We start from the raw sequence: 18,189 nt of genomic DNA on the forward strand, positions 1-18,189 counted from the left end.
ATGAGACACGACGTATACAGCGGTGCGCTACAGAAGTCCGAGCTTGGACGCATAAGCTTCAAGCGCTTTCTCAAAGCATTCGACAGGCGGACGGACCGTACCGGCGCCAATCTGCCCCACCCCCGGCTCCTTGTGGGCGATACCGGTATTAATGACAGGTGTAATTCCTGTTTCCACTACCTTCCGGGCATCGATACCGAGGCAAATGCCACGGAAGTTCCAGGTCGGGACCGTAAAGTTCGGGTTCTGGTCGATTGAAATTTCGACCATTTCGTTGCTCGTTGCCAAGGCATCTTGAAATCCCCCGGCGCCGACAAACCGCGTAACGCCCGGCGCGGCAATCATTGCCATCCCTCCGACGCCGAATGTTTCCGTAATGGCGCTGTCGCCGATGTCCGGATTGGCGTCTGCTTGCGAATATCCGGTAAAGAAGAGCCCTTGCGGCGTGTTTACGGGTGCGGTAAACCATTCGTCTCCCATGCCGCTGATGCGGATTCCGAAGTCTCTTCCGTTCCGGCACATGGCGGTGACGACCGTGCCTGCTTCGATCGTGCGGGCGCCATCCATCACGGCCTTGGTCGCTGCCATCATGATGTTCAAGAAGAACTGATCGGTGTCCGCCAAAAATTTGATAACGTTCCGCATCTCTTGCTTATCCATATCGAGATTGACGATATAAGGGCTGATTTCTTTCAAAAAGACGAGTGAAGCGGCAATGTTGCGTTGATGGAATTCATCTCCCATCGTAATCGCCTTCGCGATCATGACGTTCAGGTTAAGTCCTTCCTTCGTCGCCTTGAGCGCTCGGGAAAGCACCGGACCAAGCACGTCCTTCATCCATGTCAAGCGGGTGACGACCTCTTCCGAATAGGCGCCGAAGCGCAGCACCTTGCCGATGCCTTCATTCATGATGCAGTAAGCCTCATTGCCTTCGGAACGGTTATTGACTACGAATACTGGCATATTTCCTGATGTGATTCCTCCCATAGGGCCGACTGCCTTGACATGGTGGCACGGGATGAAATGGATGTCGCCCCGTTCAAGCATGCCGCGGGCCTCCGTTTCATCCTTCGCCCAGCCCTCGAATAAAGCGGCGCCTACGCATGAGCCTTGCATCGGGCCCGTCATGTCCTTGTATGCTATCGGCGGACCCGCATGCAGCAGCGTCTTGCCTTCCAACTCCGGAATGACGGTGCGTGCCGGCACCACATCGACGAGAAACGGCGTTCCGCCGGCAATTTTATCAATAACCGCCTGATTGGCTTCATCAATTGTCTGATATTTCATATGAGATTCCCTCCCGGCTGTTCATCCGCGACGTCGATAGTTCATCGTTGACGCGGTTAATTCGCAGTTGATTCACAGTTAATTCGTAAACCGGTAATCGTTCAACTGGCTTAATATGCGCTGCATCTTTACGCTGCCGCCCGCAACCGGCCTCCAATCGTACTGGATCGCCTTGGCACCGCTTGCAGTAATGGCTTCCGTAAATTTCTGCAAGCCCACGTTAATGACGGACGGCTTCCCTCCAAGCAGCGCTTCGACTGCGGCAGATGCAGAGAACCCTTCGGAGATAGTCGTTGCTGCTGGACGGTGCGCCTTCGGCACTTCTTCGAGGCCGAGCTTCATCATGGCCAGCACGGTGCGTACCGCTTGATTGTTGCTCTCTTTGACAAGTACGCCCGCCTGTTCGAACTTGCGCTTCTGCTCCTCATAAGACTGCGGATCTTGACGAGTTCCGCACAGAGCGGCCACAAAGTAGAGCTTGCGGCCCTCCGTCTGTGCCTTGGCTGCCGCTTTCTCGATAGCCGGCGCCAGCACACTCGCCATGTCGTCATGGCCACCGTACCCCAGTACGACGTCGAACAATATAACCGCCGTGATTGGGTCTTGCGCAGCCTTCTCGATATGCTGAATCCGAGTAGCCGGATCGATCATCGGATGCGGCTTGCCTTGCGTGTACATATCGTCGCCCAAATCAACTATGGCATGACCGTTCGATTTGAGAACATAACCCGCTTCATGAATAAGCCCGTCCTTCAGTTGAAGCGCATCCGCGATGAGCATGGCCGCTTCGGCAGCCAATGTGCCGCCGGCATACAAGCCCTGAATCGAGGTCTGCCCCGGATTCAATGCTGCCTCCGGCACTTCGAGCGGTAAGCTATATAATGGTTTCACTGCGGCGCCTTTGGCCAGATCGACCGCAATCATCGCCGCTTCCTCCAACGTATAGGCTTGATAGACATTCCCTTCATGCGCGGCGGGTTTCTCTCCGAGGAAGAGCGTGACCACCGGCTTGGACAGCCCTTGCAGCTGGCCCACAACCTTATCGCGCACCGCCTTGGCCGGTGGCTTGGATACGATGACAATCACTTCGGTCCGGTCGTTGTGCGCCAGTCCGCAGATACCGTCCAGCATCGTAATCGCCCCGACGGTTTCCGAGAGGTCACGTCCTCCGGTACCAATCGCGTGACTGATGCCGCCGCCCATGCGGTCGATCAGCGTCGTCACCTCTTGAATGCCGGTGCCCGATGCGCCGACGATGCCGATATTGCCCGCTGTCACCCGGTTCGCGAAGGCGAGCGGAACGCCTGACAAAATACCCGTACCGCAATCAGGCCCCATCACGAGCAGCCCTTTTTCATGCGCCTTCCGTTTCAGACTCAACTCTTCTTCCACCGGCACATTGTCGCTGAAGACGAAGGCATGCAGGCCGTGATCGAGCGCTTTTCCCGCTTCTGCCGCCGCATATTGGCCTGGTACCGAAATGATGGCCAGATTGGCATCCGGGCTCTCCTTCAGCGCGCGCTCCCACGAACGGACGCTCTCGATTGCGGACTGGCCGCTGCTGACGGATTGGTCGCTTAAAAAGCTGTCAACGGCAGCGAGAATATGATCCAGCTTGCTTTGCGCCTCGGCATCGATGACAATGCACATATCGTTGGCTCCAGCCTGCTCCAGCTCACCCGTATACAATCCGGAATTGCGCATAATGTCCTTGTTGGCCGGCGTTCCCATCATGATGGACGCTTGCGTTACGCCTTCAAGCGCAGAAATATGATTGGTCAGAAGCATCAAATTGACTGAATCTTGATACGAATTTTTTTTAATGATCGTATGCAGCATTCTGGTTCACCTCTGGTTGTCCATTTTGATTGTAATGACATTCCTGTAATGCACGTGTTACGTGGCAAAGGGATCTTTATGATCGTAAGTGTTGTTATGAACGACATCGGACGCGAGATAGTCATATACCTCATCTACAATCTCAATGCCGTTAGCTTCGTTCTCCTGCTCGATCAGGTCATAGTTCTGCCCCGGGTAGAGAACGCGCTCGAAGCCAGGTGCGGGATTGATGCCGTTCAGATCACGCATCGTCTTCGAAATGTTGCGCCGGAATATTTCTAAATCGGTAAAAAAGGACGGGTCAAGCACAATATGAAGCTGTCCCAGATTCCGGCCCTCAGTCAGATCGTGGTACATTGAGCTGACCTGATTGCCGAATGGCAGACCGAGCAGAATGCCGGACAGCACATCGACCATCATCATCAACCCGTACCCTTTCGGGCCTGCAATCGGAAGCAGCGCGTGCACTTGAAACGGGTCACTCGTCCTCACTCCGCGTTCATCCACCGCCCACGTATCCGGAATCGTCTCGTGCTTCGAACGGGCGTGTAGAATCTTCCCCCAAGCTTGGACGGTCGTCGCCATATCGAAGGTCATGATCGTGCTTCCTTCGCCGGGAGCGGCGAAGGCAATCGGGTTCGTGCCGTAGTATGGTTCGGCCCCTCCAAAAGGCACGACCATCGGATCGGATTGGCAGACAGAGATGCCAATTAGCCCTTCCCGCGCCGCTTGCTGCACATAATAGGACAGCGATCCGCTATGCCCGATTTGTCTTACCCCAACCACGGCGACGCCATGTTCCTTGGCAATATTCACTGCCTCTTCCATCGCCTGCTTAGCCGCGACATGCCCAGCGCCGTTATCCCCGTCGAACACGGCGGAGCACGGCCCTGTCTTCTCGAACGTAAAGCGAGGATTCACGTTCGTTCCGCCTTTCGCAATGCGTTCCGCATAATATTCGACCCGCATGGCACCGTGCGAGTGGACGCCGCGGACATCAGCATGAACGAGCACGTCCGCCACTACATCCGCATGATCGGCAGACAATCCGGCACGGGACAATTTTGTTCGGATAAGCTCATACAGTTTCTGTTTGGTTACTCTCATGTCAATTCCCTCTTTGCTTGTATTCCGCCTTCTGCCTGCTGCTGGACCGAGCTAGGTCTGGCCAGCAACAGGAAGCGGTTGATCCATATCGCTCTATAGGGACGCATCCCGGTTACAATCTTTGGAATACAAGTAGGCGAACGATTCTCTGCCTACAGCGTAGGTCGCTTGCGGCACGTAAGGACCCATGTACAAGTAATCCCCTTTTTTAATCGGAATCCATTCATTGTCCAGATTGTAGACGCCTTCACCGGATAGCATAATCGCCCCGTGCTCTTGATAATGCGTCTCCACAAACGGATGGCAGCCGCCCGGCTCAAACGACAAAATATGAAAATTCATATCGAACGCGAGGTCAGTTGGAAGCAAGTCCTTCAGCTTGACATTCGTCATGCCGTCGTAATCGATCGCCTCAATATCGTGCACGTTCCCTGCAACGACCCATGGGGTATGGGTATTCCCTTCAAGCGGCGTATATTTCTGCTTGTACAAAAACAATCGCGTATCTTCAGCCAACTCGTTCTCCAAGTACAGCTTCACGCCCGGCGGACAGTACAAGTAACCGCCTTCCTTCAGTGAGAATGACTCTTTATTGGCGGAAGCCTTCACCTGTCCTTCCATACAGTACACGAATGTTTCTACGCCGTCTTCGCCGAAACCTTGTGCATTCTTGCCCCCCTCGTGCATCGTCACCACATAATCGACGAATTTGGCGCCGAGTCGCGGGGAGGCCAATATCGTCAAATCGCATTGTTCAAAGCCAGGTACGATATTTTTGACCAATCCTTCTGGCGGAATTAAGGCGAAGTTGCCGCGTTTGATAATGGAACGGCTCGATAACAAATCTTGCGGATAACCCATGTTTCACACTCTCCTTTTTCTAATGAACCCATTTGCACTACGAATTTTAGAATATTAGATTTTGAGAACAGAAGTATCAAGTCGTCTTAGGCGTCTTCTTCACGTTAGCCAGCAGCATAACCGCCGCCCCGACGACAATGATGATGGTTGCCAGATAGAAGCCCAATACCTTGCTGCCCGTCGCATCAGATATGAGGCCGGTGACGAACGGAGCTACGACCGATGACATCATGCCGAAAAAGTTGAAGAAACCGAACGTCGTCCCGATTCCTTGCTTCGGCGCGATATCCGCCACATACGAGATTAAGAGAGGCTCAACGGCCAGCTTGCCGAGAAAGCCGTACAGAATCAGACAGATGATGAGCAAGGTGTTCGTATTAACTGAAACGGTCAAATATAACATGACTGCCGCAAGCAGTTCCAAAATGATGATGAACGTAATCTTCTTGTGCATGAACTTGTCGGACAGCCGGCTGAAGAGCAAGGCGCCTGGTACGGCGCTGAACGCAACCAGAGCGGCTGCAAAGCCGATAGCTGTCCCATGAAAGCCCCGTTCTTCCTGCAGATAAGACGGAAGCCATGTAACAATCATGTAATAGCCATAGCAAGTCGCAAAATAAAGCACATAGGAGGCAATCATCTTCGGATTGGCTAACAGCCGCTTTAATGTCGCCTTATCCTGGACATCCTCCTCCGAATCCGCCGCTGCCGCTTTGGACAGCACCGTGGTCTTCTTGATGTTCTTGGCGAACACCAGCATTAAGGTGAACGCCAAACCTGCCGTAATAAAGAGCAGCACCCGCCAATCCCAGCCGGCATCCTTCACTAGGAAGCTCGAACCGATGAGGCCGATGGCCATACCAATGGCGGAACCGCTGTTAATGATAGCCGTGGAAATGCCCCGCTTCTCCTTCGGGATCGTCTCCGACGAGATGGAATATGCAGGACCGTAATAAGTGCCTTGTCCTAATCCCGTAATGAAGCTCGCTACCAAAATGAACATGAGCGAGGTCGAGAACCCGACGAGAACAGCCCCGACGGTAAACAGGATAAATCCCGGAATGATTATCGTCTTCCGTCCGAACCTGTCCGCCAGCAACCCCGACGGAATTTGCATCATCGTATAGGCGAAGAAGAACACACTGAAGATGAGGCCCATGCTCGCGTCTGATGTAACATTCAAATCACGTTGAATTTCGGGAAGAATCGGATTCAAGATGGTGCGGTAAATCCAAATGACCGTCCATCCGAGACAAAGCATAACGATGACTTTTTTCCAATATTCCCACTTTCCCTGTTCGCTTGCGTCCCTCACATTACCCACTCTCCTCAGCGCAAATCGATTTGTGCCTGTCTTTCGTTGCCAATCATGCTTGGTACGCCAACTCATATAGCGCATGGGTCAAAGCTTGTATGCCGTCTGCAAGCTGCTCCGGACTGGTGTACTCTTCCGGATTGTGACTGATCCCCTTGCGGCTTGGAACGAACAGCATCGCCGTAGGCACAAACTTCGCCATAATCTGAGAATCGTGTCCTGCTCCGCTGTGCATCGATTTGAACGGAATGTTGTGTTCCCGGCATTGCCGTTCCAATACATCGAGAATCTGGTTGTTCATCGGAACGGGATCCTCATCCATCCACATTTCTATGTTCAACTCCACCCCGATTTTTCTCGCGGTCCGTTTCATCAACTCTGTCACTTCGTCGGAGAATCGGATCAGCTCCGCTTTGTCTGTATGACGGATATCCAAGGTGAACAGCGCTTTGCCCGGCACGACATTAACCACGTTCGGCTTCACTTCAATCTTTCCCACCGTCGTCACAAGCGGATCACCATGCGCTTGCGCTTGATCCAGAATTTGTTGAATCATCCGGCCCGCCGCATGAACGGCGTCTTTGCGGTATCCCATTGGCGTCGTTCCGGCATGGTTGGCTTCTCCGGAGATTTCGACGGTAAAGCGCCGCTGGCCGACGATGCTGTGAACAACGCCGACCGACAGGCCTTCGTGTTCCAACACGCTGCCCTGCTCAATATGCAGTTCGACAAACGCTTTAATATCGGTGCGTGGTTCCGCCGATCCATCGCGGAAGCGGAATCCCGCTTGCTCCATCGCTTCCGTGAAAGGCACGCCATTGAAGTCGGCGATGTCTTGGACATCCTCCTTTTTCGCCACGCCCATAAGATTTTTGCTCCCCCAGAACGTATAAGGAAACCGGCTGCCTTCTTCTTCCGCAAACGATACCACTTCCAACGTGCGCAGCGGTTGACCATACTGCCGCTTCAAGGCCCGCATCGCCATCAAAGCGGCGATGATTCCGTATTGCCCGTCATACTTCCCGCCGTTGCGCACCGTATCCACATGGGAACCGCTCATAATCGTTTCATCGGGGTGTTGGCTTCCTTCCAACCGTCCGTACAAATTGCCAATCTCATCGTAATAAGTGGTGAACCCTTCCTCTTGCATGTACTGCTCCAATGCTTTCTGTGCAGACGTCCATTCCTTGGAATACAGCAGGCGCGAGACGCCTCCATCCGGGTCATTGCCGAACTGGCTCAGCCACTCGACAAGGCGAACGGTTTCCGTTTGGATATTTTCCATAATTGTATCTGTCCTTTCTGTAAGATGTGTGCATTATCCAAGCGGGATAAACGGCGTTCCGCTTATCCGTGGCGCAACCATTTATGGCCGTTTTTGCTTGCAACTTGATTGTAAACGCTTTAAAAAGGAATAACATCGAGGCATCTCGATAAAAAACATCCCTTTTTTTTATCCAAACAGGATAAAAAAGATCAACAAAAAAACTCCGTCCCATGAGAGCGGTTTCACCCTCATGAAGCGGAGCCTGAATGTCAAAGGCCATATTGTTCCGTGATCACACGCCTGCTTGCTTTGTTTGTAAAGATAGGGGCCTGTCGCCAAGCAGGACGAGAATTTTCAACCCGACCTGCACAGACAGCATCTCATCCGGGTCATCCATATCAATACCGGTAATCTCCTTAATGCGTTCAATTCGGTAGGTCACGGTCTTATAATGGACGTACAGATCCTCTGCTGTTTTGGCAGCGTTTTGATGGTGCTGTAAAAACGTTTGCAGCGTCTTGATTAAATCTTCCCGGTTCGGCTGTTTGTAGGCGAGCAATTTTTTTAACGAAAGCGGAATAAATTTCGCAAGCTCGTCAGCATCCTCGATTTGACAGAGTAATCGGTATATGCCCAAATCCGAAAAAGCCGCAATCGCGGATTTGCCCTTAATCATCGTCCCAAGCTGTAAAGCATCCTGGGCTTCCTTATAGCTTCTGGGCAACTCGGATATCTCATAGGCCGCATTTCCGATGCCAACCTGCAAATCAAGATGCTGTACACGCTTGCAAATCGTTTGCTGGATGCTCTTAGCCGCCTCTTTAATCGTGCGCACACAGGCTAATTTATCCCCGTGAGCGCTTTCAACATTCCATAACACAATGAGTTGATCGCTCCGGTTCCGGATGGTGCCTTCCGGAAGCTCCTTCTGAATTAATTCATGAAGCATGCGGTGATATGGATTGTGGTAACCGTACAGGTCCATCTCCTTCTCATTGCAAGCATCCATGCTCCGCAGACGGAACAGCACGACGACATAGGTCTTGTTCAAATCCCAGCCGATCAAATTGGCCCGCTGATATACGCTCTGCAGCGATTCAATCTTAGCGTGCAGCAAATCATCGATTAAATCATCTTTGAATTTCATTTCCACCTCTGCCACGGCGTATTGCTTGACGAGCTCGAGCGATAAGGAGGTGGCCGCGTTCTCAATCGCAACGAAATCAAGCGCTTCCACTGTTTTGCACGTCTCATGGATAACGAGGTGGATCTTGATATGATTCACCGTTTCAACCGGAATGACAAAATGGTCGCACGTTCTGCCGCCCCATTCCGGATAGATGGCACGCTGCCGATAATAAGGAAATTCCGTATCCATCCGGGCAGCATCAGCTTCCTCGCGTTCCAGTACCTCATACTGTACCAATTGCGGATCGGTCGCCGATATGGAACAGAAGTTCCGGTCGTACAGGGTGACGGGATTTCCAATCAACCTTTTGAGGGAATTGATAATGTTCCCCGATCCTTTATTAGCAAGTGTAAGTGCAATAAATCGATCGTGAACTTCTTTAAAATACCTGAGCTTGATCACTTGGTTGTTAAAGAGAGATTCCATAACCGGATACATGATCTCACGATAAGGAACTTCTTTCGGAATTTGAATGACGGGCAGATGGTGCGTCTCCGAAGCTTGAATGATGCCGGAAGGGATGTCGTGGACAAACCTGCCCGTTTTTATAATTAAAGCGCTTACTTTTTTCTCGGATAACTGTGCCATGAAGTCTTGCTGCTCGCTATGATTGTATGATTGCAGCGGATATAGACTGCTCAGCAGCAATTCCCCCCCGTTAATCCACTCCGCAATATCCGGAGCCTCAATAATTGTTACTCCGCGAATTGGATTGTTCAGGCCCTGCTTGCCGCTGACTACAAACGCTTGCTTCAATGTATCAATTTGAAACAAATCCTTTACCCTGAATTCCATCATTTCCCGCTCCTATCGATGTAGAGGTAGATTAGTCGAGCAAAGAAAGAAACAAGCCAACTCCCCTATTCCCTTGAGAATGAGGTTGTTCAGACCGTATTTTTCGTTAGAAAATTGGAGTTGTCTTCTATTAAGAGTAACGTAAGTCAGCATGAAATTCATCATTTTCGGCAACTGCGCCATGAAATTTTTGTGACCGAAATTAAAATAGCTATAGGCTTGAAATCCTCCCCAAAAGCAATAAATAGTGATGAGAAAACCTCTATCGAGGCATTTCTAAGATGAGCGACCGCGTTTAAAGGTTGGTTTTAACGCCATAAGGAATATTTGGTTTCACATTTTCGCTTCACAGAACTTAATCATTCCTTAATGGTCAAAAAAGAGGCGGCCCCTTCCAAAAAGGAAGCATCCGCCTCATATCACCATGGTATTACGCTAGATTGCTGCCGCACTTTAACGCCATAGCAATGTTGCGTGCCGTCTGTTCCATATTGCCAGCGGCTTGTCTCATCGCATCGTCCAAGCTGCATACGCCAGGCACGATCGTAAACACCATGTCAATGCCATGCTCATGCACGACTTCATGTCCATCCGACAGCGTGCCCGCGAGGCCGATGACCGGCACCCCGTATAGCTTTGCCGTCTTGGCGACCCCCATCGGCGTCTTGCCGTAAATCGTCTGACTGTCAATTCGGCCTTCACCCGTAATGACGAGATCCGCGTCCCTCACCTGCGAAGCAAGTCCTGTCGCTTCGATGACGATGTCAACGCCCCGCTTCAGCTCTGCTCCCAAGAAAGCCAGCACGCCAGCGCCAAGCCCTCCGGCAGCTCCTGCACCTGAAATCTGTTCCACGTCGCTCCCCAAATATTCCTTAATCATAGCGGCATAATGGACGAGATTGTCGTCCAACTGCCGCACCATGTCCGCTCCAGCACCTTTTTGGGGACCAAATACGGCCGAAGCGCCTCTCTCTCCGGTTAGCGGGTTATCCACATCACACGCCGCCACGAAAGTAACTTGCTTCAGCCGTGGATCGGCTTCACTCATATCGATGCGGGCAATACGCTGCAGCTCTCCGCCGCCTTGGCCGATGTCGAAGCCATCTTCGGCAAGCAGCCGCACCCCAAGCGCCTGTGCCATCCCCGCGCCGCCGTCGTTCGTAGCGCTGCCGCCGAGGCCGAGAATAACCGTGCTCACTCCCTCGTTCAACGCCGACACAATGAGCTCTCCCGTCCCGCGCGTCGTCGTCACGAGCGGATTACGCAGCTCCTGCGGTACAAGCGCCAGGCCCGATGCCGCCGCCATCTCGATAATCGCCGTCTTGCCGTCGCCAAGCATGCCATAGAACGCTTTCACAGGCGTGCCGAGCGGTCCCGTCACTTCACAATGAATCAATCGTCCTCCTGTTGCATCCACCAACGACTGCACCGTGCCTTCCCCGCCGTCAGCCATCGGCACCTTTACAACTTCCGCATCTGGAAATACCTTGCGCCATCCCTTCTCTATGGCATGACATGCCTCTAATGCGGATAAGCTCTCTTTAAATGAGTCTGGAGCAATAATAACCTTCATTCTCTCCACTCCCTCCCTATTAACCTTTATAGAACCGTTCAGATCTTGTTACAGGAACCAACCGAACACGCCAAACACCAACGTCGATACAATGGCCAGTACCAGACCGATTAATGTTTCATACGGGATAAGACGCAGGCGTTCCTTCATCGCCATATTGACGCTGCCACCCGTTGCGTGGAAGAAGCTGCCGTGCGGCATATGGTCAAAGACGGTCGCTCCAGCGTGAATCATCGCTGCGGCCCCTAAGGAAGCAACGCCGAGCTCCATAATCGTCGAGCCGAACACTGAGCTCGCTACCGCTGTTCCTGCCGTCGTCGAAGCCGTAGCCAATGACATTAACGCACCGCTTATCGGCGCAAGCAAGTAAGCCGGCAAGCCGGAAGAAGCCAGACTGTCGATAATCACGTTCTTCAATTGCGAATTGGATATAATGCCAGCCAGCGTGCCCGTGCCGAGCAGCATGACTGCCACGCCGGTCATCTTGCCCAAGCCCGATATTGCATATTGGTTAATTTGCTTGATGCGGCCCATGCACAGGGCGCCGACTAAGCCGCCGACCGGCAAGGCAATAATCGGATCGATGACCCAACCCGCCAACGGACGAAGCGACAATAGAGCAATGGCCGTTATCGGAGCCATCATCGCTGCAAGAAAGCTTGGAAGCTGCTGCTCCCCATTATCCACACTTTCTTGTGCCGCAATCTTCGTACCTTTATTGGACAACCGCTTCGCAATCATATAAGTGACGAAGAGTCCGATCAAGGCCGGTACAATCCCTGCCATCATCATCGATGTCAACGGAATGTTGAACGCCTCCGCCGCCGAGATCGCGTTCGGATTCGGCGACATAATGTTGCCGGCCTTGCCGCCGCCAATCATGGCGAGCAGTATCGCCATGCGGGACAAGTCCGCGCGCTGCGCAATCGCCAGCGCAATCGGCGCTACCGTAATGACCGCGACGTCAATGAATACGCCGACCGCCGTCAGCACCATCGTCGCGAACGCCAGCGCGAACAGCGCGCGTGTCTCGCCGACCTTGCGGACTAACGTTTCGGCAATCGTCTTCGCGCCGCCCGATTCAATCAGGACGCCGGCAAGCATACCGGCTGCCAGGATGCGCAGCACGGCCGGAATCATCCCCTTCGCGCCATCCATCATCAAGTTCACAGAATCAACCAACCCGATTCCGCCAACAATCCCACCGGCAAGCGCCCCAATCATCATGCCATAGGCTGGCGGGACTTTACGCAATATAAGCACAATGGCCACGACCAATGCCGTCAAAGCACCGAGTACAGATACAGATACGTCCATAGTTCAATCCCCCTAAGGTGTGGTAGCAATTCTTTGTACTACTACTGTACCTGTAATCTGAAAGCGCTTCATCATGCACAAAAATGAAATACAGCGCTTTAATGAATGTGTTTTTTGTTCAAATGCACAATTCAACTCTGCCCTTTCCAGACGTTGTCTGTTTCCGGCTCTTTCTCTTCCAGTGCGCTCAACCAGCGGGCCGTCATCAGCGTATATAAGTCGCGAAAACGTTTCGGATCTTTGCCAGCCACATCATGAATACGCTGCAGACGGTAACGAAGCGTATTACGGTGAATCGCTAACCGCTCTGCTACGCGCTGCTGTTCGCCATTCTCCTCATAGTAAGCCTGCAATGTCTGCTGCAGCTCTCCGCTCTTATCCTCCTGCACAAACCCCCGCCACAACTGATGCAGCTCTTCCACAACCCAAGAAGGCTTCACGTTGGCTGATACCGTCTCGTTCGGCATATCTTCGCCATAGTATACCGTCTGATCGGGGAGAATCGCTTGCCCTGCCCGCATTGTATCTTGGGCGGAACGGTATGAAGCGATCATGCCATCGATGCCTGAGTAAGCTTTGCCAACGGCAATGCAGAGCGGCGCAATCTGCTTGTCCTCCAGCAGCCTGCGAATTTGCCCGATGCCTTCGCAAATGTCGGTGTTGGGCTGTCTCGGATGGAGATGGGGCTTAAATAGCACGATTTGATGCGTATTGCGAATGGCGATTAAGTCGATGGTTGGCCGTCCCTCCAGCAATTCCACCACCCGCTTGAGCGTAGGCAGCGAATCGGCGTCATGCTCGCCTCTCAGCTCCATAATGCACGCGACCCGCGCCTTATCCGGATGGAAGCCAATCCGTTCCGCCTGAATTCGCAGCATTGCAATATCCTTCCTGTCCGCATGAATGACGGACAGAAGAAAATCTTCCTTCATCCGCTTGTCCCATTGGGCCTTTTCCAACAGATCGGCTTGCTCCAGATACATTTCCGCTGTCATTTTCACTAATTCTCCGTACTTTGTCACCTCGTTCGGATCACCCGTAATGCCAATGACCCCAACGACTTCGCCTTGGAATTGAATGGCCAAGTTCGTGCCAGGCAGCACCCCCTGCAGCTTGCGGGCGCTTTCCTCATCAATTTCAAATCGTCCCTTCCGCTCGATCGCAATGAGCGCCCCTTCATGCTTCTGATATAAGCGCGAGCGGTCGCCGGAACCAATAATTCGCCCTCGTTCATCCATGACGTTCACGTTATAATGAATAACCTGCATCGTGCGTGTTACAATTTCCTGCGCCAATTCTTTCGTAAGTCGGCTCATCCTTGTCTACCACCTATCTATGTCAATAACGATATGAAAAAACGCCCTCCATCCGATAAGATCGACGACTCACGTCCTTACCGAAATGGGGGCATTAAGATTACGTTATGTATCATTATTCCACGCTCACATCAGGCTGCCGATGTTGGCCCGTATCGGGTCCAGCCCGCCGGATACATTCATAATGTTGCCGGTTATAAAATCCGATCGTTCCTCACATAGAAAGCGGATCACCCGGGTTACGTCTTCACCGGTTCCCGGACGGCCGCGCGGCGTTTCCTCATCCTTAACGTCCTGCACCTCATCGATGCGCCGCTCTTTATTATCACCTCGGATATCTCCAGGGCAAATCATGTTTACCGTAATGCCGTGCGGGGCTTCTTCCACGGCAAGCGTCTTCGTAAAGGAGACGAGTCCGACCTTGGCCGCGGCATATACGGCACGATGCGGCCATGAGCGCGCTTCTCCAGCATGTCCGAATCCGTAATGAATGATTCGTCCCCAGCCTTTGCGCCGCATCGAATCAAGCAGCAGATGATCGAGCAGTATGACACCCGTCAAATTTCCGTTTAACAAATATAAAATCTCTTCTTCCGTGTAATCAGCAAACAAACGGCGCTCCCGTATAAACGGTCCGGCATTGTTTACGACAATGTCGGCGGGACCCATCTCATCCTTCATCGTATATACTAACCGTTTAATTTCGTCCATTTTTGAAATATCGGCTTGAATGGCACTACAACGGACACCCTTCGCTTCAATTTCCAGCTTCAGCTTCGCCGCTTCCTCTATACTATGCACGTAGTTCAAGACGATATCGTGTCCGGCATCGGCTAACGTCATGGCCGCCATCTTGCCAAGGCCCTTGGCGCTCCCCGTAATCAGGGCAATCTTACGCTGCTGTTCCAACGTCGCAATCCTCCTCCCGGCGCTTCAAAGAACATCCATGTCCAGTATAGATTATTTATGAGGGGAGAACAACAGAACCCAATTATCGGACCGTATCGTCACCCTGAATCGAGGTAAGCAGCTCCACCCTTTTGCTTCACTCTCCCCTTCCATCAGGAAGCGGCACAACCAATTGCCACTCTGATTCACTCTCATCGTGATCGGCCTCGTTATGGATGGTACCTATACGATACGTCATGTCCCTTATCCTCCACTTTATCCCTCCTGACTGTATGGGAGATTGAAGCTAAGAGCATCGTAATGCTTCGTTCGTGCAGTGACGCGCTCTGACTGACTGTACGGGAGAATGGAGCTAAGGGCCATTGCACAGAAGCCACAACATGTTCTCGTTTGAAAAGGAAGGGGGGCTGCCATTCTGAATGAAGGGGAGATCGAGGCAAGGGATGGAACAGGCTCCAACAATGTAAAAAAGCCTTGGCGTCAAGGCTGCTCATCTTTTCAATGAATATGCCGTAAAGCGCCAAGGCTATGCGAGTATGTTCCATTCAACAGCAATAATTAGAACGCTGGAACGATCGCTCCTTTATATTTGTCCTCGATGAATTTCTTCACGTCGTCGGATTGAAGCGCGGCAACCAATTTTTTAATTGCTTCGCTGTCTTTGTTATCTTCACGTGCCGTCAAAATGTTGGCATACGGTGAATCTTTATCTTCGATGAACAGCGCATCCTTCGTCGGATTCAATTCAGCTTGCAGTGCATAGTTCGTGTTGATGAGCGCCATATCGACTTCATCCAACGCACGCGGCAGCATTGCGGCTTCCAACTCTTTGAACTTCAGATTTTTCGGATTGTCTGCAACGTCGCGAGCTGTCGCTTCAAGGCCTGTGCCCTCTTTCAGCTTAATGATGCCTTGTTTCTCAAGCAAAAGCAAGGAACGTCCACCATTTGTCGCATCATTAGGAATAGCGACCGTAGCACCGTCTTGCAGCTCATCGACGGATTTAATTTTTTTGGAGTACGCGCCGAACGGCTCCACATGCACGTTACCGACGCTAGCCAGCTTGTAGCCCTTCGTATTCACTTCGTTGTCCATGTATGGCTTATGCTGGAAGAAGTTCGCATCAAGCTGCTTCTCATGCACCTGTACGTTCGGTTGAACATAGTCGGTAAATTCCTTGATTTCCAATTCAATGCCTTGATCCTTCAACAGCGGCTTGATATGATTCAAAATTTCTGCGTGCGGAACCGGAGATGCGCCGACGACCACTTTCGTCGTTTCGCCACCCGCATTGTCTGAGGCGTTCGTTGCATTGTTGTCTGCCGCCGGCTTGCTTCCGCATGCGGCCAGCACCATTACTAACGTTACGAGAGTCAATACATAAGTCCACTTTTTCATTGCCAACACCTTCTCCTTCCAAACTGCCCCAATTGAATTTTTTGTATATGAGGTTGTTCAAAATCCTCTTAACCTTTTTGAACACTCACTATATGTTGAAGCTCCAAAGAGCGGGCTTCCCAAACCTTATTTGCGGGTAAACTTGCGCACCAACGCATCGCCAATCCACTGCAGCACCTGCACGAGCAGCACCATCACGACAATCGATACAATCATCACTTCGAATTCGTAACGGTGATAACCGTAGCGAATAGCCAGATCCCCTAGACCGCCACCGCCAATCATTCCTGACATGGCCGTATAAGTGACCAGCGTAACCGCCGTAATCGTCGTGCCGGCAATAAGTCCAGGCATCGCTTCCGGGAGCAGCACCTTGCGCACAATCTGCCATGTCGATGCCCCCATCGCTTGCGCTGCCTCGATGACGCCGCGATCCACTTCTCTTAGCGACGTTTCGACCAGACGGGCGAAGAACGGAGCAGCCGCGATGACGAGCGGCGGTATTGTTCCTTCCACACCTATCGAAGTCCCTATAATAATCCGGGTAAGCGGGATAATGGCAATCATCAAAATAACAAACGGCACCGAGCGTAGAATATTGACGATAAATGACACCACCGCGTACACCGGCTTGGCCGCTGCCCTATTCGATTTGCCTGTCAAGTAAAGCAGTACGCCGAGCGGAAGTCCGATAATGAAGGTGAACAATACGGAAAAGAGCATCATCGTCAGCGTATCGGTCGTGGCCGTGCTTACTTCTTCCCAGTTCACTGTAGAGAAATCAAGCTTCATTATGCAATCACCTCCACTTCCAAGCCTTTATCCCGCAACGACAGGAGCGACTGTTCCACGGCCGTCTTCTCTCCGTCAAGTCTTACGACCAACTGGCCGTATGGAACGTCCTTCATGCGCGAGATCGTACCTTGCAGAATGGCGAAGCTGACACCGGCTGCAGTCAATACTTGATGGAGCACCGGCGCGTACGTCACGTCGCCTAAATAATTGATCTTCACCACGCGGGAATGTTCGGTCGCCTGCGTCTTGAAAGCTGCCCAAGGCTGGAGCTCCGCATCATTGCGCTCTTCTAGAATAAACTCACGCGTCACCGGATGCTGCGGCTTCAGAAATACGTCGATGACCTTACCCTGTTCCGCAATTGCACCGGCATGAATAACGGCGACGCGGTCGCATATCGCTTGGATGACGTGCATTTCGTGCGTGATGAGCACAATCGTAATGCCGAACTTGCGGTTAATATCGAGCAACAGGTCAAGTATCGCGTTGGTCGTCTGCGGATCGAGCGCCGAAGTCGCTTCGTCACACAACAGTACCTTCGGATCGTTAGCCAAAGCTCGTGCGATGCCAACCCGCTGCTTCTGTCCGCCAGATAATTGCGCCGGATATTTATCGCGGTGCTCCTCCAGTCCGACGAGACGGATTAAATCGTCCACCTTCGCCTGCACTTTTTCTTTCGGTGTGTGTGCAAGCTGCAGCGGAAAGGCGATATTGTCAAATACCGTCGCAGATGACAGCAGATTAAAATGCTGAAAAATCATGCCTATCTTGCGGCGCTGCTGCTGCAGTCCTCCCTGAGTCAGCTTCGTCAGCTCGACGCCGTCAACGGTCACCGTTCCAGATGTCGGCCGTTCCAGCAGATTTATGCTGCGCAGCAAGGTACTCTTGCCTGCCCCAGAGTGGCCGATAATGCCGAAAATTTCGCCATCCGCCACTGTCAGGCTTACATCGTCCAGCGCCAGCGGTCCGCTTGCTTTGCCTCTCGCATCATATTGTTTGCTTATATGTTCCAAACGAATCAATGGAATCGTCACCTTCCTTTATGCATCGCGTATGCATGATCCGTACGCGTTATTGGCTGTCAGCTTATTCATAATAGGACAGCTCATGAATGTATTATACAGGATTATATATAAAAAGCCCCCTCTTGGCAGATGCCAAAAGGGGGCTACGTCGATTCGCTGTCTCTTGCAGTTGAAACTGGCGGTTGTTCGCAACTCT

The 18,189-nt window shown here is 52.1% G+C and carries 14 protein-coding genes; all 14 read right to left on the reverse strand.

Translation table 11 applies throughout. The features are described from left to right. Nucleotides 1-27: 27 nt before the first annotated feature. The 14 genes from A372_RS0125470 to A372_RS0125540 all read right to left on the reverse strand — a co-directional run bounded on the left by A372_RS0125470 (nucleotide 28) and on the right by A372_RS0125540 (nucleotide 17,990). A complete protein-coding gene (locus tag A372_RS0125470) occupies nucleotides 28-1,287 on the reverse strand; it encodes a DUF1116 domain-containing protein (RefSeq protein ID WP_019423749.1) in 1,260 nt (419 codons plus the stop codon). Nucleotides 1,288-1,365: 78 nt separating this feature from the next. Next, complete coding sequence (fdrA, locus tag A372_RS0125475) at nucleotides 1,366-3,126, reverse strand: acyl-CoA synthetase FdrA (protein WP_019423750.1); 1,761 nt, start codon at nucleotides 3,124-3,126, stop codon at nucleotides 1,366-1,368. A 57-nt stretch (nucleotides 3,127-3,183) separates the two neighbouring features. Next, entirely contained in the window at nucleotides 3,184-4,233 is a 1,050-nt protein-coding gene (gene allD / locus A372_RS0125480; protein WP_019423751.1) for an ureidoglycolate dehydrogenase, read from the reverse strand. Nucleotides 4,234-4,326: 93 nt separating this feature from the next. Beyond that, nucleotides 4,327-5,094: a (S)-ureidoglycine aminohydrolase gene (gene allE, locus A372_RS0125485; RefSeq protein ID WP_019423752.1), complete on the reverse strand. Its 768-nt coding sequence runs from the start codon at nucleotides 5,092-5,094 to the stop codon at nucleotides 4,327-4,329. A 76-nt stretch (nucleotides 5,095-5,170) separates the two neighbouring features. Then, nucleotides 5,171-6,409, reverse strand: coding sequence for an MFS transporter (locus A372_RS0125490; protein WP_019423753.1), 1,239 nt, complete (start codon nucleotides 6,407-6,409; stop codon nucleotides 5,171-5,173). A 52-nt stretch (nucleotides 6,410-6,461) separates the two neighbouring features. Next, nucleotides 6,462-7,694 carry an allantoate deiminase gene (gene allC / locus A372_RS0125495; RefSeq protein ID WP_019423754.1) on the reverse strand — a complete coding sequence of 411 codons (1,233 nt, stop codon included), beginning with the start codon at nucleotides 7,692-7,694 and terminating at the stop codon, nucleotides 6,462-6,464. A 274-nt stretch (nucleotides 7,695-7,968) separates the two neighbouring features. Then, the gene (locus tag A372_RS0125500) at nucleotides 7,969-9,660 is read right to left on the reverse strand and encodes a PucR family transcriptional regulator ligand-binding domain-containing protein (RefSeq protein WP_019423755.1); all 1,692 of its coding nucleotides are present in this window, start codon (nucleotides 9,658-9,660) and stop codon (nucleotides 7,969-7,971) included. A gap of 430 nt (nucleotides 9,661-10,090) precedes the next feature. After that, a complete protein-coding gene (locus A372_RS0125505) occupies nucleotides 10,091-11,233 on the reverse strand; it encodes a glycerate kinase (protein ID WP_019423756.1) in 1,143 nt (380 codons plus the stop codon). 48 nt (nucleotides 11,234-11,281) lie between these two features. Next, nucleotides 11,282-12,550 (reverse strand): GntP family permease, encoded by a 1,269-nt coding sequence (locus tag A372_RS0125510; RefSeq protein ID WP_019423757.1) that lies wholly within the window; start codon nucleotides 12,548-12,550, stop codon nucleotides 11,282-11,284. 131 nt (nucleotides 12,551-12,681) lie between these two features. After that, on the reverse strand, nucleotides 12,682-13,866 hold the full coding sequence (locus tag A372_RS0125515; protein ID WP_019423758.1) for a sugar diacid recognition domain-containing protein: 1,185 nt from the start codon (nucleotides 13,864-13,866) through the stop codon (nucleotides 12,682-12,684). Nucleotides 13,867-13,992: 126 nt separating this feature from the next. Beyond that, complete coding sequence (locus A372_RS0125520) at nucleotides 13,993-14,718, reverse strand: SDR family oxidoreductase (protein WP_051004543.1); 726 nt, start codon at nucleotides 14,716-14,718, stop codon at nucleotides 13,993-13,995. 615 nt (nucleotides 14,719-15,333) lie between these two features. After that, nucleotides 15,334-16,173, reverse strand: coding sequence for a MetQ/NlpA family ABC transporter substrate-binding protein (locus tag A372_RS0125530; protein WP_019423761.1), 840 nt, complete (start codon nucleotides 16,171-16,173; stop codon nucleotides 15,334-15,336). Between the two features lie 126 nt (nucleotides 16,174-16,299). Beyond that, nucleotides 16,300-16,965, reverse strand: coding sequence for a methionine ABC transporter permease (locus tag A372_RS0125535; protein WP_019423762.1), 666 nt, complete (start codon nucleotides 16,963-16,965; stop codon nucleotides 16,300-16,302). After that, nucleotides 16,965-17,990 (reverse strand): methionine ABC transporter ATP-binding protein, encoded by a 1,026-nt coding sequence (locus tag A372_RS0125540; RefSeq protein WP_019423763.1) that lies wholly within the window; start codon nucleotides 17,988-17,990, stop codon nucleotides 16,965-16,967. Before A372_RS0125540 ends, A372_RS0125535 begins: the two co-directional genes overlap by 1 nt. Between the last annotated feature and the right edge of the window lie 199 nt (nucleotides 17,991-18,189).

Origin of the sequence: Paenibacillus sp. OSY-SE (genome assembly GCF_000283315.1) — a bacterium.
Lineage (GTDB): Bacteria > Bacillota > Bacilli > Paenibacillales > Paenibacillaceae > Paenibacillus_B > Paenibacillus_B profundus.

Coding starts and splice junctions, on each gene's coding strand:
- A372_RS0125470 (WP_019423749.1), bottom strand. CDS start 1,287: ATGAAATATCAGACAATTGATGAAGCCAATCAGGCGGTTATTGATAAA.
- fdrA (WP_019423750.1), bottom strand. CDS start 3,126: ATGCTGCATACGATCATTAAAAAAAATTCGTATCAAGATTCAGTCAAT.
- allD (WP_019423751.1), bottom strand. CDS start 4,233: ATGAGAGTAACCAAACAGAAACTGTATGAGCTTATCCGAACAAAATTG.
- allE (WP_019423752.1), bottom strand. CDS start 5,094: ATGGGTTATCCGCAAGATTTGTTATCGAGCCGTTCCATTATCAAACGC.
- allC (WP_019423754.1), bottom strand. CDS start 7,694: ATGGAAAATATCCAAACGGAAACCGTTCGCCTTGTCGAGTGGCTGAGC.
- A372_RS0125500 (WP_019423755.1), bottom strand. CDS start 9,660: ATGGAATTCAGGGTAAAGGATTTGTTTCAAATTGATACATTGAAGCAA.
- A372_RS0125505 (WP_019423756.1), bottom strand. CDS start 11,233: ATGAAGGTTATTATTGCTCCAGACTCATTTAAAGAGAGCTTATCCGCA.
- A372_RS0125510 (WP_019423757.1), bottom strand. CDS start 12,550: ATGGACGTATCTGTATCTGTACTCGGTGCTTTGACGGCATTGGTCGTG.
- A372_RS0125515 (WP_019423758.1), bottom strand. CDS start 13,866: ATGAGCCGACTTACGAAAGAATTGGCGCAGGAAATTGTAACACGCACG.
- A372_RS0125520 (WP_051004543.1), bottom strand. CDS start 14,718: ATGGCGGCCATGACGTTAGCCGATGCCGGACACGATATCGTCTTGAAC.
- A372_RS0125530 (WP_019423761.1), bottom strand. CDS start 16,173: ATGAAAAAGTGGACTTATGTATTGACTCTCGTAACGTTAGTAATGGTG.
- A372_RS0125535 (WP_019423762.1), bottom strand. CDS start 16,965: ATGAAGCTTGATTTCTCTACAGTGAACTGGGAAGAAGTAAGCACGGCC.